The organism is Paraburkholderia translucens, assembly GCF_020881035.1.
In the GTDB taxonomy this organism is placed as follows: domain Bacteria; phylum Pseudomonadota; class Gammaproteobacteria; order Burkholderiales; family Burkholderiaceae; genus Paraburkholderia; species Paraburkholderia translucens.
Genome location: NZ_JAJITC010000013.1, coordinates 1 through 22513, shown reverse-complemented (window position 1 = coordinate 22513; position 22513 = coordinate 1). Strand labels below are relative to the sequence as shown.

Genomic DNA, 22513 nt, shown 5'->3' with positions numbered 1-22513 from the left:
CACGGACGAGCGGCGCACGCGTATCGAGGCAGTGGCAAGAAATCCCTTGTGAAGGGCCCCATCCGCGGTTCGTTGCGCGATCAGCGTCTCAACCACGGAACCGGCGAATCACGCTGTGAGGATCGAAGGTATGAAAGCAGAAGGACGCACCATTGCGACGTCAGCCGCGAACCCGGGCACGGTCGCCGGGCCCGGCCGCCCGCGCGAATTTGGGCGCAAGCAGCACAATCCGGTTCGCCGCTTCGGCGGCATCGCAGTCGTCATCGTCCTGCACATCGTGCTGGTCTATGCGCTGCTCAACGGCCTCGCGACGAAGGTCGTGCAAGTCATTCAACATCCCATCGAAACGAAGATCATCGAGCCGGTCAAGCCGCCTCCGCCGCCGCCCCTGCCGGAAGTGAAGCTGCCGCCGCCGAAGTTCGCGCCGCCGCCGCCGCCCTTTGTGCCGCCGCCCGAAGTGCCGGTGCAAGCGCCGCCGCAGCCGACGATTGCGCACACGGCCACGCCGGTGCAGTCGGCGCCCGTGACGGCTCCGCCCGCACCGCCTGCGCCGCCCGTCAAGGCTGCTGCGCCCGTGCGAACTGAAGTCGGTGTCGTCTGCCCGAATTCCGATCAGATCCGCAGCTCGATCGCCTATCCGAAGGAAGCGCAGGAGAACGGCGATATCGGCGATGTGTTGATCGAATTTACCGTCGATCCGGAAGGACACCTCGGTAACGTTCGCGTCGCAAAGTCTTCGGATCACGACAGCCTGGACGAAGCGGCATACAAGGCCGTCAAGCGGTTCAACTGCATCGCGCAAGGCCAGGCCGTACGCGTGCAGGTACCGTTCTCGTTCAACCTCAATTGACTCGACAGATAGCAGACCGCGCCCGCTGCGCCCGCGGTGCAGGCAACGATAGCCTGCACCGACGGTTTAACCCGATTTCTAAAGTTCAACGTTTGAACTGGAGCTCAACATGAATAAGCGTTCCGTCGCCACCCTTGCAACCGGCCTCCTGATCGCCGCCGCCGCGATGAATACCCTCGTGGCGCCGCAACTCGCGCATGCTCAGGCCAGCGTAGCCGCCTCCGCCGCGCCCGCCGCAGCGGCACCGCAGATAACCGCGTCCGCCACCGCAGCCGACGAGCCGGCACCGCCACCCGCACCCGCGGCGACGCAAACCGTCGAGAACCCCTACGGTCTCGGCGCGCTGTGGAAGAACGGCGACTTCGTCGCGCGCTTCGTGCTGCTTCTGCTCGTCATCATGTCGATGGGCAGCTGGTACATCATGGTCACGAAGTTCTTCGAGCAGTTCCGCGCCAACCGCCGCGCGAAGCATGCCGATGAGCAATTGTGGAGCGCGCCGTCGCTCACTGAAGGCGCGCAGCAGCTCGACGAGTCATCGCCGTTCCGCTTCATCGCCGAGACGGCCATCGAAGCAGGGCAACATCACGACGAGGCGCTGCTCGAAGCCGTCGATCGCAACACGTGGATCGACGTCTCGGTCGAGCGTGCAATCACTAACGTCTCGAACCGCCTGCAAGACGGTCTCGCATTTCTCGCGACGGTCGGCTCGACGGCCCCGTTCGTCGGCCTGTTCGGCACCGTCTGGGGCATCTATCACGCGTTGACCGCAATCGGCATCGCGGGCCAGGCTTCGATCGACAAGGTGGCCGGCCCCGTCGGCGAAGCGCTGATCATGACCGCCATCGGTCTTGGCGTCGCGGTGCCGGCCGTGCTCGGCTACAACTTCCTTGTTCGCCGCAACAAGTCGGTGATGGAGCGCGTCCGCGCCTTCGGCGCTCAACTCCATGCCGTGCTGCTCGCCGGGAGCAAGCGTTCGGCCCGTCCTGTCGCGGTGCGTTCCGCCGCGACCGCCCAGTAACCGGCAGTCTGAAGCCTGAGCGAGGTCCATCATGGCCATGAGCGTGGGGCAAAACGACGATAGCGACGACGTTATCGCCGCCATCAATACGACGCCGCTCGTCGACGTGATGCTGGTGTTGCTGATCATCTTCCTGATCACGATTCCGGTCGTCACGCATACGGTGCCGGTGCAGCTGCCGAAAGAGACGATCCAGCCGCTGCAGACGACACCGACGAGCATCGAGATCGCGGTCAATCGCGACGGCGATTTCTTCTGGAACGAGAAGCACGTGGATAGTGCGACGTTGCTGTCGCGGCTCAAGGACGTCTCGATGATGCAGCCGCAGCCGGAGGTACACGTGCGCGGTGACCAGAACACGCGTTACGAGTTCATCGGCCGCGTGATCACGACCTGTGAACGCGCCGGCATCGCGAAGGTGTCATTTATCACTGAGCCGCCCGCGCGCGGCGGCTAGGAGGCGAATATGGGAATGAACGTTCCTTCGGGCAGCGGTGGCGGCGAACCGGACGTGATGGTGGACATCAACACAACGCCGCTCATCGACGTGATGCTGGTGCTGTTGATCATGCTGATCATCACGATCCCGATTCAGATGCATGCGGTGAAGATGAATCTGCCGGTCGGCGATCCGCCGCCGCCGCTCACGCAGCCTGAAATCGTGCAGATCGACATCGATTTCGACGGCACGACGACCTGGAACGGCACGCTGGTGCCGGACCGGGCGGCGCTCGAGGAAAAGCTTGCTCACGTCGCGGCCGAGCCCGTGCAGGCCGAGATTCATCTGCGTCCGAACAAGCTCGTGCCTTATAAGGATGTGGCGGCCGTCATGGCGTCGGCGCAGCGCGTAGGCGCCACGAAGATTGGGCTCATCGGTAACGAGCAGTACATGCAATAAGGATGGTGTGATGAGAATAGTCGATCGACGGTTCAAACAACCCTTGTGGGCGGCTGTCGTCGGGGTGGCTTTCACCGCGGCAACGCTGGCGGCCGTGGCCGACACACTGCGTCCGGACGTCGGCAAGCCGCTCAGCACGGCCCAGGATCTCTATCGGGCGCACAAGTACAAGGACGCGCTTGCCAGGATCGCGCAAGCCGCGGCCGTGCCGAACAAGACGCCGTACGAGATCTACATGGTCGAGGAAATGCGTGGCGCGGCGCTGATGGCGGATGGCGAGGATGCTGCGGCCGCACAGGCCTATCAGACGCTGCTCGGCTCCGGGCAACTGAAGGGCGACGACGAACAACGCGTGAGCGCGACGCTGGCCGGCATCTACTTCCAGCAGCGCGACTATGCGCGGGCGATCGCGGCCGCGCAGCGTTACCAGAAGGCGGGAGGCGGCGATCCGCAGATGAAGGAGCTGCTCGTGCAGTCGTACTACCTGTCAAACGATTGCGCGAGCGTGGTCGGTACGTTGAAGCCGGCGATCGACGGGCAAGTGCGCGCCAACCGCGTGCCAGATGAGTCGCAACTGCAGCTATTGAGCACATGTGCGCAGCGCAGCAAGGACGATGCGACCTATCGCGCCGCACTCGAGAAGCTCGTTGCTTACCATCCGAAGCAGGCGTACTGGGACAACCTCTTCTCGGCGATTCGCGCGCAGCCGGGCTACTCGCCGAAACTTGACGTCGACGTGTACCGGTTGGGACGCGTCGCCGGCGCATTCGGCTCGGCGGATGACTACATGGAGATGACGCAGCTTTCCCTCGTCGCTGGCACGCCGGCCGAAGCGAAACAGATCATCGATCAGGGCTTCGCCTCGGGCGTGCTCGGCAAAGATGCGCAGGCGGAGCGGGAAAAGCGCCTGCAGGCGCTCGCGGCGAAGCGCGCGCAGGCCGGCAGCGATGCCGCGAATTCCGTCGCGCCCGTCGACGAAGGGTTCAACCTCGTGTTCGCTGGTCACGCGAAGGAGGGGCTGGCGATGATGGAGTCGGCGATCGCGAAGGGCGGCCTCGACCATCCCGAACAGGCGCAACTGCATCTGGGCATCGCCTACTACGTGGCGGGGCAGAAGCCGCGTGCGATTCAGGCGTTCCGGGCGGTCAAGGGCACGGACGGCTCCGCCGACCTTGGCCGGCTGTGGACGCTCGTGGCGTCGAAGTAGGTGAGCCGGGCGGGCTCGCGCCCGGCCTTGCTCCGATCCGATCAATGTCACGCCGGCTTCCGTCCGGCGTGCGAACACGCACAGCGACAATGAAACTTTTGACGTTCCGCTCGTTACGCCGGCTGGCACCACGTGCGCCGCTTGCGCCGATGGTCACGCCCCTGATCGCCGCGATGGTCGCGACGGCCGGTGCGACCATCGCGTGGCCAGCCGCCGCGAAACCGGCGATTGCGCAATTCGGCGAACCGAAATACCCAGCGGATTTCACGCATTTCGATTACGCGAATCCCGACGCGCCGACTACCGGCGAATTGACTTTCCAAAACTACAACGATGACCAAAGCTACGATTCGACGAATCCGTTCATCGTGCGAGGAATGGCCGCGCCGGATATCCGTAACCTGATGTTCGATACCCTGATGCAACGCAGCTGGGACGAGCTGGCTTCCGAATATCCGCTCATCGCCGACGATGTGGTGCTCGCGCCCGACCGCTGCTCGGCCACGTTCCACATCAATCCGGCGGCGCGTTTCTCGAACGGCGATCCGATTACCGCGAAGGACGTCAAATACTCGTTGGATACGCTCAAGAGCGCGCAGGCGTCTCCGTTGATTTCGTCGCAGTTCGTGCAGATCAAGGGCGCGACGGTGCTCGACCGTCTGACCGTACGCTTCGACTTCGTCGACAACTCGCGAGCCAATCCGTTGATCGCCGGTGACCTGCCGGTGTTCTCGCCGAAGTGGGGCATGCAAAAGGACGGCAAGCGCCAGCCGTTCGATCAGCTTTCCGTCGATCCGCCTATCGCGAGCGGCGCTTATCTGATCGAATCGCGTAAGAACGACAAGCAGATCACCTATCGCCGGAACCCGAACTATTGGGCCGCGAACCTGCCGGCGCGGCGTGGGATGTTCCGCTTCGAGCGCGTGACGTTCAAGCTCTATGTCGACCAGTACACGATGCTCGAATCGTTCAAGGCGGGCAACGAGGATGTGCGTGTCGAATACAGTTCGACGCAGTGGGCGCGCAAATATGTCGGCAAGAACTTCACGTCGGGGTTCCTGCACAAGGGCGAATTTGAAGAGGGCCCCGCGCAAATGCAGGGCTTCATTATCAACACGCGTAACCCTCAGTTCCAGGACCGCCGCGTTCGCCATGCGCTTGCGCTTGCATTCGACTACGAGTGGATGAACCGGATGATGTTCTACGGACAGTATCGCCGAACGAACAGCTTCTGGCAGGACAGCCCTTTCGGCGCGACCGGCATGCCCAGCGAGAAAGAGGTGAAGCTGCTCGATCCGTTCCGCGCATCGTTGCCTCCCGAAGTGTTCGGCTCGATGGTCAAGCTACCGAACACGCTGCCGCCCGGCTCGCTACGGCAGAACCTGCGCCAGGCGCGCGAACTGCTCGCCGACGCGGGCTGGCACTACCGCGACGGCGCGTTGCGTGATGCGAGTGGCAAGCCGATGACGGTCGAGATCATCGATAACCAGCCGGGCATGGACCGCATCATCATCCCCTACACGCAGGCGCTGCAGACGCTGGGCATCCACGCTTATATGCGCGAACTCGACAGTGCGCTTTATCAGAAGCGGCTCGACAACTTCGAGTACGACATGACGACGTACATTTATCCGCCCGTCACGATTCCCGGGCCCGAGCTGATACGCCGTTTCACGAGCGATGCCGCATCGCAGATCGGTTCCGAAAACTACATGGGCATTCGCTCGAAGGCCGTGGATACGCTCGTGCACGCGGCCATTTCGGCCGACACGCTCGACGACCTCGAGACGGCCACGCGCGCGCTCGATCGCGTGCTGATCAACGAGTACTACCTCGTGCCGCAGTACTACATGCCGCACGCGCGGATCGGCTACAAGTCGACCGTCGGGTTCCCGAAGGTGACGCCGATCACCTATGGGTACGAGGACTGGGTCATCAGTTACTGGTATCGAAAACCGCAGGCGCAGACAACCGCCGCAGTGCATTGAGGAGCGTCATGTTCGCCTACATTCTCAGACGTCTGCTGTTGATGGTCCCGACGATCGTCGGTGTCGTCACGCTGACTTTCATCGTGACCCAGTTCGTGCCGGGGGGGCCGGTGGAGCAGATGGTTACCCAGCTTCGTCACGGCGAGTCGCGCCACGGTGCGGACGGCGGAGGCGGCAGCGGCTACCACGGCAGCCAGGGCCTCGACCCGCAGCAGATCGAGCAGATCAAGAAGCAATTCGGCTTCGACAAGCCGCCGCTCACGCGTTACCTGCTGATGTTGAAGAGCTACGCGACGTTCGATCTCGGCCAGTCGTATTTCCAGCACAAGAGCGTGTGGGAGGTCATTCGTAGCAAGCTGCCTGTCTCCATTTCGCTCGGGCTCTGGACCGTGATGCTGACTTACGCGGTGTCCGTGCCGCTCGGGATCGCCAAAGCCGTGCGCAACGGCTCGCGATTCGATGCGGTGACGAGCGTGCTCGTCCTCGTCGGCTACGCGATTCCGGGGTTCGTGCTCGGGGTGTTGTTGCTGATGCTGTTCGGCGGCGGCACGTTCTGGCAGCTCTTTCCGATGCGCGGGCTCACATCCGACAACTTCGCCGATCTGTCCGCCGCGGGCAAGGTGCTCGATTACGTCTGGCACATGGTGCTGCCCGTGACGGCGTCCGTCGTCGGCAACTTCGCGATCGTGACGATACTGACGAAAAACACGTTCCTCGAAGAGATCGGCCGGCAGTACGTTCTGACGGCGCGCGCCAAAGGCGCGCCCGAACGGGACGTGTTGTGGAAGCACGTGCTGCGCAACGCTGCCATTCCGCTGTTGACAGGCCTGCCCGCCGCCTTCGTCGGCGCGTTCCTGAACGGCAACCTGCTGATCGAGACGCTGTTCTCGCTCGACGGCATGGGGCAGCTGTCTTACGACTCGGTGATTCGCCGTGACTACCCCGTGGTGCTCGGCTCGCTGTTTCTTTTCACCCTGATCGGCCTTTTAACCAAACTCATTGCTGACGTCTGCTATGTCATTGTCGACCCCCGCATCCAATTCGACAGCGTGGACCGCTGAGGCGCCCGCGGCGCCGGCCGCGCCGGTCTCGCCGTGGCGACGCACCTGGCTGCGCTTCAAAGGCCAGAGGCTCGGCTACTGGAGCCTGATCATATTTGTGGCGCTGTTTGTCGTGAGCCTTGCCGGCGAACTGATCGCCAACGACAAGCCGCTTATCGTGCGCTACGACGGACACTACTACTTCCCGATCCTGAAGGAGTATCCGGAGACGCAGTTCGGCGGTGATTTCCCCGCGAAGACGAACTATCTCGATCCGTATATCCGCTCCCGCCTGGAAGCAAACGGGAATTTCGCGGTCTATGCGCCGAACCACAACTACTACGACACGATCGACTATTTCGCCGAGCGGCCGTTCCCGGCCCCCCCGAACGCCGCGAACTGGCTCGGAACCGATCAGTTCGGGCGCGACGTGCTCGCGCGGCTGCTCTACGGCTTTCGTGTGTCGGTGCTGATGGCGTTCGCTCTGACATTGTCAGGCGTGTTCTTTGGCGTGTTGACGGGTGCGCTGCAGGGCTTCTACGGTGGACGGACCGACCTCGTCGGCCAGCGCCTGATCGAGATCTGGTCGTCGATGCCGGATCTCTATCTGCTCATCATCTTCGCCTCGATCTTCGAGCCGACGCTTTGGCTGCTGTTCATCCTGCTGTCGATGTTCGGCTGGCTGCTGTTATCCGACTACGTGCGCGCGGAATTCCTGCGCAACCGCGCGCTCGACTACGTGAGAGCCGCGCGCACGATGGGGCTCTCGAACTGGCAGATCATCTGGCGCCACGTATTGCCGAACAGCCTGACCCCGGTCATCACGTTCCTGCCGTTTCGCATGAGCGCCGCGATCCTTTCATTGACGAGCCTCGACTTTCTCGGGCTCGGCGTTCCGCCACCCACGCCGAGCCTCGGCGAACTGTTGCAGGAGGGTAAAAACAATCTCGATGCCTGGTGGATCTCGGTATCGGTGTTCTCCGCGCTCGTCGCCACGCTGCTGCTCCTGACGTTCATGGGCGACGCGCTGCGCAACGCGCTCGATACGCGCAACCGCGGCTCGGCGTTCGGAGGTGGCCAATGAGCGAAAACTGCAAACCGCTGCTCAGCATCGAAGAATTGTGCATCTCGTTCGGCGAGAGGCAATGTGTGTTCGACGTCAATCTCGCGATCGGCCGCGGCGAGCGTGTCGCGCTCGTCGGCGAATCGGGCTCGGGTAAGAGCGTGACGGCGCTGTCGGTGCTGCGCCTCGTGCGCGATGCCACGCACATGGGCCGTATCGTCTTCGATGGAGAGGACCTGCTGACGAAGAGCGAACAGCAGATGCGCGGCGTACGCGGCGCCGATATCGCGATGGTGTTCCAGGAGCCCATGACGGCGCTCAATCCGCTCTATACGGTGGGCCAGCAGATCGCGGAGAGCCTGCGGCTGCACGAGGGGCTGCGCCCGAATGCGGCACGCGAGCGCGGCATCGAGCTGCTGCGGCGTACGGGCATTCCCGAGCCCGAACGCCGCATCGACAGCTACCCGCACCAGCTCTCCGGCGGCCAGCGCCAGCGCGCGATGATCGCGATGGCGCTCGCGTGCCGCCCGCGGCTCCTGCTGGCCGACGAGCCGACCACGGCGCTCGACGTGACCGTGCGCCAACAGATCGTCGACCTGCTGATCGGCTTGCAGGAGCAGGAGGCGCAGGAGCGGGGCATGGCCGTGCTGTTGATCACGCATGATCTGAATCTCGTGCGGCGGTTCGCGCAGCGCGTCGCCGTCATGGAGAAGGGCGTGCTCGTCGAAACCAATACGACGGAGGCGCTGTTCGCGAATCCGCAGCATCCCTATACGAAGCGATTGCTCGACAGCGAGCCGCGTCGCGCAATCGGGAGCGTGCCTGACGATGCGCAGAACGTGCTGTCGATCGAGGGGCTCGCGGTCGACTATCGAACGAGCGCGAAAGGCTGGCGCTCGTTGTTCGGCAGGACGGCGTTCCGCGCGCTGCACGAGATTGACCTCACGCTGCGCCGCGGCGAGACGCTCGGGATCGTAGGGGAATCCGGTTCCGGCAAGTCGACGCTCGCCTCGACGGTGCTCGGCTTGCAACGGGCCGCGGCCGGCGACGTCAAGGTGGCCGGCAAGTCGCTGCGCGAATACAGATCGTCGAGCAAGGCCTGGCGCGCACTGTGCGCGTGCATGCAGGTCGTGTTCCAGGATCCGTTCGGCTCGCTTTCTCCGCGCATGACGATCGAGCAGATCGTCGGCGAGGGGCTGCGGGTTCATCGGCCCCATCTCGATGCGCCGGAACGCAGGGCGCGCATCGTCGAGCTGCTCCAGGAGGTCGGTTTGGCCGCCGACGCGCTGCCGCGTTATCCGCACGAATTCTCGGGCGGTCAGCGGCAGCGGATTGCGATCGCGCGCGCGCTCGCCGTGGAACCCGAATTGATCGTGCTAGATGAACCGACGAGTGCGCTGGACGTATCGGTGCAGCAGCAAGTGCTTGGCCTGTTGACGCGTTTGCAGCAGAAGTATGGGCTCAGCTACCTTTTCATCACGCATGATCTGGCCGTGATGCGCGCGATGGCGCACCGCGTGGTGGTCATGAAAGGCGGGCGGATCGTAGAGGCTGGCGACGCGCTGGACGTGTTGCATACGCCCGCGCATCCCTATACCCAGGCGCTGCTCGCCGCGTCGATGCAAGTCGCGCAAAACGATGCCCGTGAGCAGCTCGCATGAGCGAGGCGCGTTGGCTTCGTTCGGCACAACGACTGAGGTGAACAGGTGCCGTCGTTTTTCATCGATCGTCCCGTTTTCGCCTGGATCGTCGCGTTCGCCGTCGCTCTGGCCGGCGCGCTGGCGCTTCCGATGCTGCCGATCTCGCAGTATCCGCGCCTTGCGCCGCCGCGCGTCGTCATCTCGGCGGCCTATCCCGGCGCGACGGCCGAGCAGGTCGACAACGACGTCGCGAGCCTGATCGAGCAGAGTCTCGACGGCGCAACCGGGCTCTCGTACTACGAGACGACGAGCGACGGGCTCGGCGAGCTCGAAATCGATGTGCTGTTCACGCCCGGCACGGATCCCGACTTGGCCATGGTCGACGTGCAGAACCGCCTGAAGCAGATCGAACCGCGTTTGCCGCAGCAAGTCGTGCAGCAGGGCATCAGCGTCTTCAAGGCGACGAATACGTTTCTCATGCTCGTCACGCTCGTGTCGACCGACGGCACACGCGATTCCACGGCATTGAGCGACTATCTGAACCGCTATCTGCTGCGCGAACTGAAACGCACGCCCGGCGTTGGCTCGGCGGAACTGTGGGACGCCGACGAGGCGATGCGTATCTGGCTCGATCCGATGAAGCTGCGTGAATACAGCCTGTCGCCCGCCGACGTCAGCGCCGCGATTCGTGCGCAGAATTCGACCGTCACGGCGGGCGCGATCGGCGACGCGCCGGCCAGGGCCGGTCAGGCATTGACCGCGTCCGTCAATGTGCATGGGCAGTTGCGCACGCCGGCCGAGTTCGCCGCGGTCGTGCTGAAGGCGCAGCCGGGCGGGGCCGTGGTGCGGCTCGGCGACGTGGCCCGCGTCGAGGTCGGGCGCGACAGCTATACCTTCTGGTCGCGCCTGAACGGGCAATCCGCCGCGACGGTTGGCATCCAGCTTGGGCCGCTCGGCAACGCGCTCGCCACTTCGAACGCGATCCGCGCGCGCATCGACGCGTTGTCGAAGACGCTGCCCGCCGGCATCGACGTGCGGATTCCCTACGACGGCGCGCATTTCGTCAAGATCGCCATCAGGGAGGTCGTCCTGACGCTCTGCGAGGCAATCGTCCTCGTCTTCTGCGTGATGTGGCTGTTCCTGCGCGAGCTGCGCTACGCGCTCGTGCCGACCGTCGTGATTCCCGTCACGCTGTTGGGCGCGTTCCTCGCCATGCGCGCCTTCGGTCTTTCGATCAACGTCTTCACGCTATTCGGACTCGTGCTTGCGATCGGCATCCTCGTCGACGACGCGATCGTCGTCGTCGAAAACGTCGAACGGATCATGCGCGACGAGGGACTGGCGCCGCGCGAAGCGACTCGCAAGGCGATGCGGCAGATCGGCGGGGCGATCGTCGGCGTCACGGCCGTGCTGATTGCCGTCTTCCTGCCGATGGCGTTTTTCAGCGGCGGCGTGGGCGGAATCTACCGGCAGTTCTCGATCGCGATGATTTCGGCGATTCTGGTCTCGGCGTTCATGGCGCTTTCGCTCGCGCCTGCTCTATGCGCGAATCTGCTCGAGCCGCCGAGCCACCATCACGCTTGCGGCGGCGGTGCCACCGCGCGCTGGCTCGCGAAGTTCGCCTCCGGCTTCGATGGTGCGACGCGCCGTTACGGCGTCTGGGTGGCGCGATTGCTCGGGCGCTCCAAGCTGGCCTTCGCCGTGCACATCGCGCTGATCGGTGCGGCGGCGGCGCTCTATGCGGCGATGCCCGGGGGGTTCTTGCCGACCGAAGATCAGGGGCAGCTTCAGGTGATGGTGCAGCTGCCGCCCGGGGCTTCGCAGGAGCGGACCTTCGCGGTGCTGCGCCGCGTCGAAGCGATCCTGCACAAGGAGCCAGCCGTCGAGAACGTGACCTCGGTGATCGGGTGGAGTTTCGCGGGCAGCGGGCAGAACGTCGGCATGGCCTTCGTGTCACTGAAAGACTGGGAGCGTCGCGATGTCGATGCGGTGAGCTTGCGTGAAAGGCTGAACGGCGAATTCGCCGGGATCCTCGACGGGGAGGTGGTCGCGCAGTTGCCGCCCTCGGTGCCCGGACTTGGCCACTCCGACGGCTTTACGTTCCACCTCGAAGACCGCGGCGGCGTGGGCAAGGAGGTGCTCGACGCGGCGCGCGAGCGTCTTATCGAACTCGCGAAGCAAAGCCCCGAGCTGGCCGACGTGCACTCCGAGACGCTGCCCGACGCGCCACGCGTAACGGTCGAGGTTGACCGCATGAAGGCCTACGCGATGGACGTCTCGTTCGATGCCATCGCCGATGTACTTGGCGCGACGTTCGGCACGTCGTACATCGCCGACTACCCGGCGGGTGGCCGGATGCTGCGCGTGCTAGTCGGCGGCGATGCTGCCACACGGATGACGGACGCCGATCTGCTCGCGCTCCCGGTCCGCAACCGGACGGGCAGTATGGTGCCGTTCTCGGCCTTCGCGTCGCTGCACTGGGCGCGCGGACCGAGCGTCCTGACGCGTTATAACGGGTACCCGGCGCTCGACGTGACGGGTCGCGCCGCGCGCGGCTACAGCTCCGGTGCCGCGATGGCCGAGATGGAACGGCTCGCGGCTCAATTGCCCGCAGGGATCGGGTTCGAGTGGGCCGACGTGTCACTCGCCGAGACGCAGGCGGCGCAACAAACGCCGCAGTTGCTCGCGTTGTCGCTGCTCGCCGTGTTCATGGCGCTCGCGGCGCTTTACGAAAGCTGGACGATTCCGCTGTCGGTGCTGATCGTCGTGCCGCTCGGCATCATCGGCGCCGTCGCGGCGATGTTCGTGCGCGGATTGCCGAACGATATTTACTTCAAGATCGGCGTCGTGACCGTCATCGGGCTCGCGGGTAAGAATGCGATTCTGATCGTGCAGTTCGCGCGCGATCTGCATGCGCGCGGAGCGGCTCTGTCCGATGCGATCGTCGAGGCCTGCACGATGCGCTTCCGGCCGATCGTCATGACGTCGGCAGCGTTTCTGGTCGGCGTCGTGCCGCTCGTATTTTCGACGGGCGGTGGCGCCGAGAGCCGGCATTCGATCGGCACGGGAGTGTTCGGTGGCATGACTGCGGCGATGATGCTTGGGTTGATCTTTACGCCGGTCTCGTTTCATGTCGTCACCCGGGCCATGCGAAGGCGTCGTCGCGCAGACGGAGATCCAGTGTTGAACCGGCGCACTTTGAAGGCAAAGCAGACGGAGCCTTTTTGAGCGACAGGGTGGATGGGCAACGACCAGACATTTTTCTTTTCCATTTGCAGCATGCTGACCATACGAAAAGCGACCTGCGACGACGTATTCGTCGCATGGCATATCCGTAGAGCCTCGGTGCACGCTGCGTGCGCTGGGCATTATCCGGTGGCAGCCCTTTCGGCATGGGTCGATGGCACGCCCACCGACAAATGGGCGAGCGTTGTAGAACGTGATTTCTATGTTGCCGCCGATGAGGGGCTGGTCGTCGGTACAGGAATGCTCACGGTGGCAAATGGGCAAGTCGATGCAATCTTCGTGCGACCGTCCCACACGGGGCGCGGTATTGGGCGAAAGATGCTGCAGTTTCTCGAAGCTTTGGCCGGCCATCATGGCGTTGCCACAATGCGCCTCGATGCAACACTAAACGCGGCAGCGTTCTATCGTCGTTGTGGTTGGTCGGGTGATTCGGTTTCGACGTACCGTACCTCGCGTGGACTGGAGTTGGCTTGCGTGCCGATGACGAAGCGCGTCGCGGTGGAAGGGTAGGATGCCCCTGCCGACCGCATAGGGCAATAGCCGCAACATTTTGGATGAACGGCATTCTGCTCGGCATCGCTGCTTACGTGACTTTGCAGCTTCCATCCCGCTCTCAGCATCCCCAACTCCCTCGGGGTTTAGCCGGTTGGTGGAAAGATTTGCGCGCTGGACTGCATGCTAAATGAACCGTCCCGTTGGAGCGCGGGTGGACACTTATGAACCTCCTCGTCTGGATGCTCTCAACCACGATCAGGTGAAAGATTGGTTTCGTCACGAATATCCTCACGCATTCGAATCACCAACGGTGCCCGAATCGAGACTGACTACGTAGATCGCAACGTTGCGAGGGGCAGGGAGTGCCACGTGCATGTGCGCGGTGACTGGGTCTTCCTCTTGCTCGCTTGGATGGCTCCTTGAGGGCGGCTACGGTCGGTCGCATTCGGCACCAGTCAGCCACAAGCGCCACGGCAACCCTTTGATCAGGAGCCGTTCCCTATGAACATCACCTTCTCTAATACAACTCAGTCCGATGCCGACACGCTGGTCGCCATTCGTATCGCCGCGATGCGTGAGAGCTTGGAACGAATCGGTCGTTTCAACCCACAGCGTGCTCGCGAGCGCTTCATCGCGTCGTTCGACCCTGCGTTGTGTCGGTTCATAAAGGTAGACGGCGTGCAGTCAGGCTTTATCCTGATTCGACCACAGGTAGACCGGTGGCTCTTGGACCACCTGTATATTCTGCCGGAGCACCAAAGAAAAGGAATCGGCGCAGCCGTCTTGCGGGATATCTTCGCGAGCGCCGACATGTGCCGCATGCCAATCCGCGTAGGTGCTTTGCGCGGGAGCGATTCAAACCGCTTCTACCAGCGGAATGGATTTATACAGACCGATGAGGCGGAATGGGACATTTACTATGTTCGTCAGCCATGCGAATCTAAAGCAGAAAGCTAGGTCGCAATAGCAGCCGTATGGCGCGATCGGTCGCTGATGTCGGCGTCCAAAGTTCGAGCATCAAAGTGATTCTGCATGTGTTGTCGAGTTCGGCCATTTTCAGCAATTCGCAATAGCTTTTACACGGTCTTTCGAGCGATCTTTCCGCTCGGAACAACGGACCTATAAACGCCGGTCGATGCAGACCATTCATCGGTGCAAGCGAGATCACGGCTTTCATCGGTTGATACGTTCAGTCGACATTCGCGAGTCTCGCTATACTGAAGACTGTCTTTTTGAGGAGAGCCTGCAATGCAACGACCTAGCTTTATCAAGCACTGGACCGAGCTTGAGGATCCGGACGACAAACACTACCCAGGTGACACGGAACTCATCGGTATCGGTGCTCCGTTGGCTCGAAAGCTTGGGCTCAATCGCATCGGAATTCATCACGTCCGACTTTTGCCTGGGCGCCGGACCTCATACCCTCACGCAGAAAGTGCAGAGGAAGAGTTCGTGTACGTGCTTGAGGGGACGCCGGATGCATGGATCGACGGCAACCTGCATAGGCTGAAGCCGGGCGACGCTGTCGCATTTCCTGCGGGGACTGGCATTTGCCACAGCTTCCTGAACAACACGAGTCAGGAAGTGCGACTGATAGTGATCGGCGAGACACCGAAATCTGAAAATCGCATTCGCTACCCGAAAAACGAAACGTACGAATTGACGCGCGAGGATCGATGGGTGGATTGGCCAGCGCGGCCGATTGGACCGCACGATGGTAAAGCTCGTGTCGGATGATGAGTTTGCAGAGGTGGACGGCTGACCGATGGACTTCGGGATCGGCCATGAACGGCCGGTCGGCAGCGGTGCGTAGATTAACGCCAGTCGATGGTTTGAGGCAGTTGTTTCTGTGCCAATGAGCCACGTGCAAACGACCAAGGCGCCCACGGCGCCTTTTTTTCCACTACGAAGAGGCGACGATGACCGAGCAGCTCAGCTATCGACGCGCAAGTATCGACGACATTTTGATTGTCTGCGAACTGGGGCAAATCTTGAACGCGGTCCACCACCGGGCACGCCCAGATATCTACGCTAACGCCACCGCGGAATTCGCTCGAGACAAACCGCACTGGCTCTCCAGTCTCCAGGGAGAAGATCGAGCGATGTTTCTCGCCGAGCATGACGGCACAGCAGTCGGCTTTATCACCGTTCAGGTGATCCAGCCGATTAGTCCATTGTTGCAACCCTCGATGGTCGGTCGTATTGGCTCAATCGCTGTTTTGGAACGACTGCGGGGACGCGGCGTCGGGAGCACACTGATCAAACTCGCAGAAGAGTGGGCGCGAAAAAACGGTGCCAACGACATGCGACTGACCGTTTGGGCGTTTAATGAACAGGCGGTCGATTTGTACCAGGAACTTGGTTACGAGCTTCGTGCGTTCGAGATGGGAAAGCAACTCCCGCTCGCCGGAGACATGCCCATCGCGTGAGGCTACGCTCGGTCACGAGAGGCGGCCAATGAGGCGACTTTAATTGGCAACAATATTGACTCAAGTAGGCTTGAAAAACGTCTCTTGATAGTCTTGATCTCCTGATATGTTGCCGTCTATCGATGAACTCCTCGCGCTTGACGCGCTGACGTTCCGCGACCACACAGAGCAGGCTGGCGATCGCTACGAGGAAGACGAGCACCGGGCAATGCTGGAAAAGACCTTGGAGGTTAGCGAGGTGTCCAGTACGCCGCGCGCGGTCTTGAGAAAAAAATCAATACGCAGAAAATTCCAAAAAAAACTGCTTACTCTCGTTACTAACGATACGAAGAATGCACCATTTTTCTGATAACTTGGGCCTCGCTACGGATTTGTTGCTGCACGCAGAAACCGGACTGGTTGAGTCGCGCGACGACTATATTGTCGTCCGCACACCGGACGCGCCCGAATACTTCTTCGGGAACATGCTCGTCCTGCATCGGCGCCCCGCGGGAATTGATCTGAAACGGCTGGAGCATGACTTTGCCCAACTCATCGGCACGCCGCCGCTGATCACACATCGGACTTTCGCTTGGCCGGAAAGCGCCGACAGCGTTGGAAGCCTCGACGCATTCGTCGAGCAAGGTTACAACGCGATTGTTTGTCGGGTGTTGGCGGCCCATTCGGATGACGTGCGTCCAGTCGCGAAAAACTCATTAGTCAAGGTGCGGCCGTTTGCCGTGCACCAGGATTGGGACGATTGGTCTCGAATGCAGCTTGCCGAAATGTCCTGTCCCGCGGACGTCACCTCACAACGTTACATCGCACATCAACAGATGGCTTACCGGAGACTAATCCACCGCGGTCTAGGCAACTGGTGGGGAGCCTTTATCAATGACGAACAGGTGGGAAGTCTTGGTTTATTCTTCCTCAACGGTGTCGGGCGTTTCCAATCAGTTATCACTGGAAAATTGCATCGAAATCGAAATGTTTGCAAGTCCTTGATGAGCGAGGTAATCAAGTTGACCGCCGCGCAATCAGACCGGCTCGTCGTTGTTGCTGACGAAACCTATCATGCCGGAGCGATATACGAGGCAATGGGTTTTCAGCAGCAGGGGCGTGTCGGAAGTTTGTATCAAGTGCGGCGCGATGGAGCGGCGTGCTGAGCCGCACGTAGCAGCATGACGGTAAAGTACATCTGGTCCGGCTAGTTTCGGTTACTCGATAGCAGTTGCTAGATCGTTCAATCGGGGGATTTCCTCGCAGGTCGCGTCAGCAGTGTTGCCCAACGAGTATCTGAGAAATGGGCAAACGCGCCGCAACCGCCGATTTATGGTATGCGATCATTCGCATCCTGCTTGCCAGACGAATTCAAATGGACCCATTTCCGATACTGACAACTTCGCGCCTGCTATTGCGGGAGGTTTCCTCCAGTGACGCGCCATGACGGATGGAACCGCAACTGGCGAAGCTGCGTCGTCGGCTATGAATTGGCGCCGCTTGCGCGCGGTAAAGGATATATGCAAGAAGCACTTTGCGCGGCGATCGACTACGGTTTCGACGCGATGCAGATAAACCGCATCGAGGCTCGGGTGCACCCTCAAAACCATCCGTCGATTCGTACGCTTGAGACATTGGGTTTTCTCCGCGAGGGATATCAACGGCAAGCCGGTTACTGGTGTGGCGCCTATCATGACCTGCTGCAGTTCGCATTGTTGCGGAGCGGTTTCCAACGTCGTTGAAAATGATTTCCAACATGCAGACACATCTCAGGATCGCCCGGCCCGTTAGCAATCTTGCCCGCACTGAGCGCATGTATTGCGCAGCGCTTAACCTAACCGTCTTGGCAAAGTTTCAGGATCATCAGGGGTTCGACGGAGTGATGCTTGGAAGTCCCGGCATGGACTATCACTTCGAGTTCACCGAGTGCCGGAGACACCCGGTGGCGCCAACCCCGACGCGTGAGGATTTGCTAGTGTTTTACGTTCCAGACCGAGCCGAGTGGCAATCGACGTGTGACCGCCTGGTCGAGAACGGATTCGTTAGCGTGAAATCGTTCAATCCTTATTGGGACGTGTCAGGTCGAACATTCGAGGATTCCGACGGCTACCGAATCGTTCTGCAAAACTCTGCATGGTCCTCCTGACGCTGCGTCGTGCATTCCGGCTCGCGCTTGATCGGTTTACTGCGCAAGAACCGGATATCTTCCGCATTTTGGAAGCCAGGCGGAGCGACCCATTACATCTCGATGGAGAATCATGAGTGTCATTCGACTAAGCCGTGTGGTCCGTGCTGACGCCGCCGATTTGATCGCGGCCAACCGCGCGAGTCAGGAATATCACTTACCTTGGGTCACTTCCTTTACCGATCAGTCAGGTTTCGATAACTGGTTCGCGCGCTGCCTCACTGGAGCGAACGTTGGTCTTGTCGCCCGCGAAATGGCATCGAACAAAGTGGTCGGCGTCGTCAATCTCAATGAGATAGTCGCAGGTGCTTTTCAGAGCGCTTATCTCGGGTACTACGGAATGTCGAACTCTCGCCGCACTGGGTTGATGACTGAGGTGCTACGCGCGGCTATCGGCTACGCATTCGACGATCTTGGATTGCATCGGCTCGAAGCTAATATTCAGCCAGCGAATATTGCATCAATTGCGCTCGTTCGCCGGCTGGGTTTTCAACAGGAAGGCTTTTCACCACGTTATCTTCGCATCGATGGCGAATGGCGAGACCATGAACGATGGGCGTTACTGTCCGACATGCCGCGTCAGGCACGGCATGCTTAGCGGCTTCTGTCCCGTCAATATGTTCAATGGAAATCATCACGCAAAGGTGTTATGTGCGATAGCCAAATATATGAAGCCCTATGTGCCGAACTGCAGAGCACCTACCATTGCCATACGGCGATCCTATACGGTTCGCGCGCACGCGGGGACTGCGATGCGACCAGTGACGTGGACGTGATTGCGTTCCGTCACGCTGGAGGCCAACTACGCATCGCAGCACCATGGAACGGTGTGTTTCTGGATCTGTTCGTTCACGCCACCGACGACCAGGCCGAACCTGGCTGGATTCGGATTCATGGCGGCCGGGTTCTATTCCAGCAAGGTACTTTCGGCGATCAGGTGCTCGCGCGTGTCCGGTCACAGTATGACGCTGGGCCAGCGACGATTTCGACCACAGAGATCGCGTTTCGAAAGGCTTGGTCTGAGAAGATGCTCAGGCGTGCGGGTAAGGGTGATGCAGAAGGTGATTACCGGCGCCACTGGTTGCTGTTCTCACTACTTGAAGACTACTTTGAGGTGCGCGGCCTGTGGTATCTGGGTCCAAAGCAAGCACTTCGCACCCTGGCAAACATCGACACGTCCCATAGCGAGGTGTTCAAGCGCGCCCTCAGCCCATGCGCGTCACTCGAGGCGATTCAGGAAGCGGTCGCGGTGACATTCGGGTGCCGTCGATTCCCTGACCATCAACACCGGCTGCACGATGCCTGACTCCTGGTTCTTTTTCCCATCGAGCAAATCAAGCAGATATTGCGCGGCGCGCCGGCCGTTTTTCAACAGACACTCCAGTCGAATTGACGTCCGGCTATCCGGGCTGCCGAGGTCGCAGCGACATTAAGTGCATACAGGACTCGATGCAACACCTTCGTCAAGAATGACGCATTTAAGGAAATAAAAAAGCTTGCATTCTGCGGGCGGAAAACTATCTTGAGTTAACAAAATGACTCTTGGCTCGGCACCGGAGGAGACCCATGCCGGCTACACGTATGATGATTGCGCGTCGCGCTGGCGTCAGCGTCGCCACGGTAGACCGTGTGCTACGCGACGACCAGGGGGTTCGCCCCGAAACAGCCGAACGCGTCCATCTCGCGCTTGCGACGCTGCGTGACGAGCGCGCAACCCGCGGCCGGCCCGCGAAAGCCACCTCGTTCCGGGTGGCGTTCGTTTTGCCGCAAATCAATTCCCGCTTTCTCGATCAGGTCGAGCGCGATATCGCGCTGTCGGCCAGTTTCTTTCGGGAGCACCGTATCGTCCCGTCGTTTTATCGTTGCGACCTGTCGAACCAGCGAGATGCCGCGTCATTCGCCCAGCAACTGATTGACTACGATGCGGTGGTACTCGTGCCGCTCGATTACCCGTGGGTCGAGCGGATGATTCAGGACATGACCGATGCAAACATGCCCGTCGTCACGGTGTTTTCTGACTTGCCGTCGAGTGTTCGCGCCGCATACGTCGGCGTCGACAACCGCATCGCCGGACGAACTGCCGGCCTGTTGATGGGGCGCTTCGTCGGATCACGCATCGGCACCGTTGCAGTGTTGTCCGCGTCGTCGCGGCTGCACGATCAGCTCGACCGTCGCACTGGTTTCTCCCAGGTTCTCGAAGAAGATTTTCGCAATCTGCGCTGGGTCACCGAACCTGATTTCGCCGAAGACGACGATAGCGCTGGCCTCGCCGTTCAAGGGCTGATTGCCGGACACCCGGATCTGGTCGGCGTGTATGTGACGGGCGGCGGCATTTCTGGCATTGCTTCCGCGTTGCAGGAATCGGGCGACAAGGCGCGCCTCGTTCTGATCGGCCACGAATGCACAGTCGACACGCGCCTGCAATTGTCCCAGCGCGCGATCGATGTGATCCTCGATCAGGACGTGCGTGGGATCGTCCATTGGGCGGGGCTCGCAGCCATCAATTTCCTCAACGACGTACGCGGCGTGCTAACGATCCCGACACTCGAAACCCGAATTTATCTTCGTGAGAATGCGCATGCCTGACGCTCGCGACACGCGGACCGTAGTCTGAATCCGCCAGAGCCCGAATACAGCGCCCGGCGCATGGACGCTGTCTGTCATCAGGTTGAAGACCCGAGAGAGACAAGGAGAAGACAAATGTTACGTCTTAAGTTAGCAAGGGTAATTGCGGCGGTTCTAGCGTCGATGGGGCTTTGCTTCGGATCGGCAGCGCACGCGCAAGCCAGGCAGTTGACGCTGTGTTGGGCCGCGTGGGATCCCGCCAATGCACTCGTCGAGTTATCTAAAGACTTCACAGCCAAAACCGGCATCGCAATGAAGTTCGAGTTTGTGCCGTGGACGAGCTACGCGGACCGCTTCCTGAATGAGCTCAATTCGCACGGCAAGCTGTGCGACCTCATCATCGGCGATAGCCAGTGGATCGGTGGTGCGGCTGTCAACGGGCACTACGTCAAGCTCAATGATTTCTTCGCGAAGAACAAGATATCGATGGACGACTTCGTGCCGGCCACGGTCGTCGGCTATGCCGAATGGCCCAAGAACACGCCGAACTACTGGGCGTTGCCAGCCATGGCGGACGCGGTGGGCTGGACGTATCGGAAAGACTGGTTCGCGAGACCGGAACTGCGCGCCGAGTTCAAGCAGAAATACAAACGCGAACTTGAACCGCCGACCACGATGGACGAACTCAAGCAAACTGCCGAATTCTTCCAGGGCCGAAAGATCGATGGGAAGACCGTGTACGGCGTATATATCTTCACTGAGCGCGGCTCGGAAGGCATCACGATGGGCGTGACGAACATGCTCTACAACTACGGATTCGAGTATGAAGATCCAAAGAAGCCGTATCACCTCGATGGCTTTGTGAATTCGCCCGGTGCAGTCAAGGGGCTTGAATTCTATAAGGCGCTCTACAAGTGCTGCACCGCACCGGGCATGACGAACGCGTACATGCAGGAAGGACTCGATGCGTTCAAGTCCGGGCAGGTCGCGATGCAGATGAACTGGTTCGCGTTTTTCCCTGGACTATACAAAGATCCGAATGTCGGTGGCGACAAGATCGGCTTCTTCGTCAATCCAAAGGAAACCGCGCAGTTCACGCAACTCGGCGGTCAGGGTATCTCGGTCGTCTCGTATTCGGAACACAAAGCGGACGCGCTCGAATACATCAAGTGGTTCTCGCAACCCGATGTGCAGAAGAAGTGGTGGCAAGTCGGCGGCTATTCGGCGGCGAAGTCGGTCGTCGATGCACCGGATTTTCCGAAGAGTGCACCGTTCGCGCCCGCCTTCCTGAAGTCGATGGCGATCGTGAAGGACTTCTGGGCAGAGCCAGCTTATGCCGAGTTGCTGCTCGACATGCAAAAACGTGTGCACGACTATGTGGTAGCCGATAAAGGCTCGGCGAAAGAAGCGCTTGATCTGCTGGTCAAGGACTGGAACAAGGTCTTCAAGACAGAAGGGAAGAACTGAAGCTCCAGGGACGTCAACGCGCGGAGCGGCAGGCTGATTGACCTCGCCGGTCCGTGTAAAGGAGTCGGGCATGTTGGCAAACAAGCCGTTTCCTCCGGAAGGGTTGCGGGCGAAATCGCAGGCGCGCGCGGCGGCGCGCCTGCACGGGCTGTCAGACCGGGCAATCGCGTGGCTGTTCATCCTTCCAACCATCCTGCTGTTGCTTGCGATCAACATCTTTCCGTTGATCTGGGCATTGCGGCTATCGTTCACGAACTTCAAGTCGAACATGCCGAGCGTACCGGCGCGCTTTGTCGGCATCGACAATTACACGGACATCCCGTGTTGCCTCACGGAATGATGTTACTCCCGGGTAGTTGTCACGGTCCCGTTGTTTTGCGATGAAGGCTGGCGCTGCGTAGCGGCGCCAGCCTTCATCGCGTCGGCGTCGCCGAGTATCCGCG

Annotated in this window: 22 protein-coding genes and 1 pseudogene; all 23 read left to right on the top strand. The window is 61.0% G+C overall.

Annotated features, from left to right (window positions below):
• The first annotated feature begins 130 nt into the window (after positions 1-130).
• A complete protein-coding gene (locus LJ655_RS22070) occupies positions 131-850 on the top strand; it encodes an energy transducer TonB (protein ID WP_230563349.1) in 720 nt (239 codons plus the stop codon).
• A 109-nt stretch (positions 851-959) separates the two neighbouring features.
• Entirely contained in the window at positions 960-1868 is a 909-nt protein-coding gene (locus tag LJ655_RS22065) for a MotA/TolQ/ExbB proton channel family protein (RefSeq protein WP_230563348.1), read from the top strand.
• Between the two features lie 31 nt (positions 1869-1899).
• Positions 1900-2325 (top strand): ExbD/TolR family protein, encoded by a 426-nt coding sequence (locus tag LJ655_RS22060; RefSeq protein WP_230563347.1) that lies wholly within the window; start codon positions 1900-1902, stop codon positions 2323-2325.
• Positions 2326-2334: 9 nt separating this feature from the next.
• A complete protein-coding gene (locus LJ655_RS22055) occupies positions 2335-2766 on the top strand; it encodes an ExbD/TolR family protein (protein ID WP_230563346.1) in 432 nt (143 codons plus the stop codon).
• 10 nt (positions 2767-2776) lie between these two features.
• The gene (locus LJ655_RS22050; RefSeq protein ID WP_230563345.1) at positions 2777-3973 is read left to right on the top strand and encodes a tetratricopeptide repeat protein; all 1197 of its coding nucleotides are present in this window, start codon (positions 2777-2779) and stop codon (positions 3971-3973) included.
• 89 nt (positions 3974-4062) lie between these two features.
• The gene (locus LJ655_RS22045; RefSeq protein ID WP_425605829.1) at positions 4063-5961 is read left to right on the top strand and encodes an extracellular solute-binding protein; all 1899 of its coding nucleotides are present in this window, start codon (positions 4063-4065) and stop codon (positions 5959-5961) included.
• An 8-nt stretch (positions 5962-5969) separates the two neighbouring features.
• Positions 5970-7022 (top strand): microcin C ABC transporter permease YejB, encoded by a 1053-nt coding sequence (locus tag LJ655_RS22040; RefSeq protein WP_230563344.1) that lies wholly within the window; start codon positions 5970-5972, stop codon positions 7020-7022.
• Positions 6976-8085, top strand: coding sequence for an ABC transporter permease (locus LJ655_RS22035; protein ID WP_230563343.1), 1110 nt, complete (start codon positions 6976-6978; stop codon positions 8083-8085). Before LJ655_RS22040 ends, LJ655_RS22035 begins: the two co-directional genes overlap by 47 nt.
• Positions 8082-9725: an ABC transporter ATP-binding protein gene (locus LJ655_RS22030; protein ID WP_230563342.1), complete on the top strand. Its 1644-nt coding sequence runs from the start codon at positions 8082-8084 to the stop codon at positions 9723-9725. Before LJ655_RS22035 ends, LJ655_RS22030 begins: the two co-directional genes overlap by 4 nt.
• Positions 9726-9770: 45 nt before the next feature.
• Positions 9771-12932, top strand: a complete 3162-nt coding sequence (locus LJ655_RS22025; RefSeq protein ID WP_230563341.1) for a multidrug efflux RND transporter permease subunit — start codon at positions 9771-9773, stop codon at positions 12930-12932.
• 51 nt (positions 12933-12983) lie between these two features.
• On the top strand, positions 12984-13460 hold the full coding sequence (locus LJ655_RS22020; RefSeq protein ID WP_230563472.1) for a GNAT family N-acetyltransferase: 477 nt from the start codon (positions 12984-12986) through the stop codon (positions 13458-13460).
• A gap of 486 nt (positions 13461-13946) precedes the next feature.
• Positions 13947-14402, top strand: a complete 456-nt coding sequence (locus LJ655_RS22015) for a GNAT family N-acetyltransferase (RefSeq protein ID WP_230563340.1) — start codon at positions 13947-13949, stop codon at positions 14400-14402.
• Between the two features lie 291 nt (positions 14403-14693).
• The gene (locus LJ655_RS22010; protein ID WP_230563339.1) at positions 14694-15182 is read left to right on the top strand and encodes a cupin domain-containing protein; all 489 of its coding nucleotides are present in this window, start codon (positions 14694-14696) and stop codon (positions 15180-15182) included.
• A 182-nt stretch (positions 15183-15364) separates the two neighbouring features.
• The gene (locus tag LJ655_RS22005; protein ID WP_230563338.1) at positions 15365-15874 is read left to right on the top strand and encodes a GNAT family N-acetyltransferase; all 510 of its coding nucleotides are present in this window, start codon (positions 15365-15367) and stop codon (positions 15872-15874) included.
• Positions 15875-15980: 106 nt separating this feature from the next.
• Positions 15981-16223, top strand: coding sequence for a hypothetical protein (locus LJ655_RS22000; RefSeq protein ID WP_230563337.1), 243 nt, complete (start codon positions 15981-15983; stop codon positions 16221-16223).
• A complete protein-coding gene (locus LJ655_RS21995; RefSeq protein ID WP_230563336.1) occupies positions 16207-17019 on the top strand; it encodes a GNAT family N-acetyltransferase in 813 nt (270 codons plus the stop codon). The genes LJ655_RS22000 and LJ655_RS21995 overlap by 17 nt, the downstream gene beginning before the upstream one ends.
• Before the next feature lie 267 nt (positions 17020-17286).
• Complete coding sequence (locus LJ655_RS21990; protein ID WP_230563335.1) at positions 17287-17595, top strand: GNAT family N-acetyltransferase; 309 nt, start codon at positions 17287-17289, stop codon at positions 17593-17595.
• 2 nt (positions 17596-17597) lie between these two features.
• Complete coding sequence (locus tag LJ655_RS21985) at positions 17598-17999, top strand: VOC family protein (protein WP_425605828.1); 402 nt, start codon at positions 17598-17600, stop codon at positions 17997-17999.
• Positions 18000-18111: 112 nt separating this feature from the next.
• Positions 18112-18636 (top strand): GNAT family N-acetyltransferase, encoded by a 525-nt coding sequence (locus tag LJ655_RS21980; protein WP_230563334.1) that lies wholly within the window; start codon positions 18112-18114, stop codon positions 18634-18636.
• Between the two features lie 51 nt (positions 18637-18687).
• Positions 18688-19344 (top strand): nucleotidyltransferase domain-containing protein, encoded by a 657-nt coding sequence (locus LJ655_RS21975; RefSeq protein WP_230563333.1) that lies wholly within the window; start codon positions 18688-18690, stop codon positions 19342-19344.
• Positions 19345-19604: 260 nt separating this feature from the next.
• Positions 19605-20624: a LacI family DNA-binding transcriptional regulator gene (locus LJ655_RS21970; RefSeq protein ID WP_230563332.1), complete on the top strand. Its 1020-nt coding sequence runs from the start codon at positions 19605-19607 to the stop codon at positions 20622-20624.
• A gap of 114 nt (positions 20625-20738) precedes the next feature.
• Complete coding sequence (locus LJ655_RS21965; protein ID WP_230563331.1) at positions 20739-22070, top strand: ABC transporter substrate-binding protein; 1332 nt, start codon at positions 20739-20741, stop codon at positions 22068-22070.
• 70 nt (positions 22071-22140) lie between these two features.
• Positions 22141-22389, top strand: a pseudogene (locus tag LJ655_RS21960) (sugar ABC transporter permease); the annotation flags it as partial.
• Between the last annotated feature and the right edge of the window lie 124 nt (positions 22390-22513).

Bases quoted from the DNA above. Each gene is read 5' to 3' on its own strand.
- LJ655_RS21985 (WP_425605828.1), top strand. From the start codon at position 17,598: ATGATTTCCAACATGCAGACACATCTCAGGATCGCCCGGCCCGTTAGC.
- LJ655_RS21995 (WP_230563336.1), top strand. From the start codon at position 16,207: ATGCACCATTTTTCTGATAACTTGGGCCTCGCTACGGATTTGTTGCTG.
- LJ655_RS22005 (WP_230563338.1), top strand. From the start codon at position 15,365: ATGACCGAGCAGCTCAGCTATCGACGCGCAAGTATCGACGACATTTTG.
- LJ655_RS22065 (WP_230563348.1), top strand. From the start codon at position 960: ATGAATAAGCGTTCCGTCGCCACCCTTGCAACCGGCCTCCTGATCGCC.
- LJ655_RS22035 (WP_230563343.1), top strand. From the start codon at position 6,976: ATGTCATTGTCGACCCCCGCATCCAATTCGACAGCGTGGACCGCTGAG.
- LJ655_RS22055 (WP_230563346.1), top strand. From the start codon at position 2,335: ATGGGAATGAACGTTCCTTCGGGCAGCGGTGGCGGCGAACCGGACGTG.
- LJ655_RS22060 (WP_230563347.1), top strand. From the start codon at position 1,900: ATGGCCATGAGCGTGGGGCAAAACGACGATAGCGACGACGTTATCGCC.
- LJ655_RS22000 (WP_230563337.1), top strand. From the start codon at position 15,981: ATGTTGCCGTCTATCGATGAACTCCTCGCGCTTGACGCGCTGACGTTC.
- LJ655_RS22020 (WP_230563472.1), top strand. From the start codon at position 12,984: ATGCTGACCATACGAAAAGCGACCTGCGACGACGTATTCGTCGCATGG.
- LJ655_RS21970 (WP_230563332.1), top strand. From the start codon at position 19,605: ATGCCGGCTACACGTATGATGATTGCGCGTCGCGCTGGCGTCAGCGTC.
- LJ655_RS22030 (WP_230563342.1), top strand. From the start codon at position 8,082: ATGAGCGAAAACTGCAAACCGCTGCTCAGCATCGAAGAATTGTGCATC.
- LJ655_RS22015 (WP_230563340.1), top strand. From the start codon at position 13,947: ATGAACATCACCTTCTCTAATACAACTCAGTCCGATGCCGACACGCTG.
- LJ655_RS22010 (WP_230563339.1), top strand. From the start codon at position 14,694: ATGCAACGACCTAGCTTTATCAAGCACTGGACCGAGCTTGAGGATCCG.
- LJ655_RS21975 (WP_230563333.1), top strand. From the start codon at position 18,688: ATGTGCGATAGCCAAATATATGAAGCCCTATGTGCCGAACTGCAGAGC.
- LJ655_RS22050 (WP_230563345.1), top strand. From the start codon at position 2,777: ATGAGAATAGTCGATCGACGGTTCAAACAACCCTTGTGGGCGGCTGTC.
- LJ655_RS22070 (WP_230563349.1), top strand. From the start codon at position 131: ATGAAAGCAGAAGGACGCACCATTGCGACGTCAGCCGCGAACCCGGGC.
- LJ655_RS21980 (WP_230563334.1), top strand. From the start codon at position 18,112: ATGAGTGTCATTCGACTAAGCCGTGTGGTCCGTGCTGACGCCGCCGAT.
- LJ655_RS21965 (WP_230563331.1), top strand. From the start codon at position 20,739: ATGTTACGTCTTAAGTTAGCAAGGGTAATTGCGGCGGTTCTAGCGTCG.
- LJ655_RS22040 (WP_230563344.1), top strand. From the start codon at position 5,970: ATGTTCGCCTACATTCTCAGACGTCTGCTGTTGATGGTCCCGACGATC.
- LJ655_RS22045 (WP_425605829.1), top strand. From the start codon at position 4,063: ATGAAACTTTTGACGTTCCGCTCGTTACGCCGGCTGGCACCACGTGCG.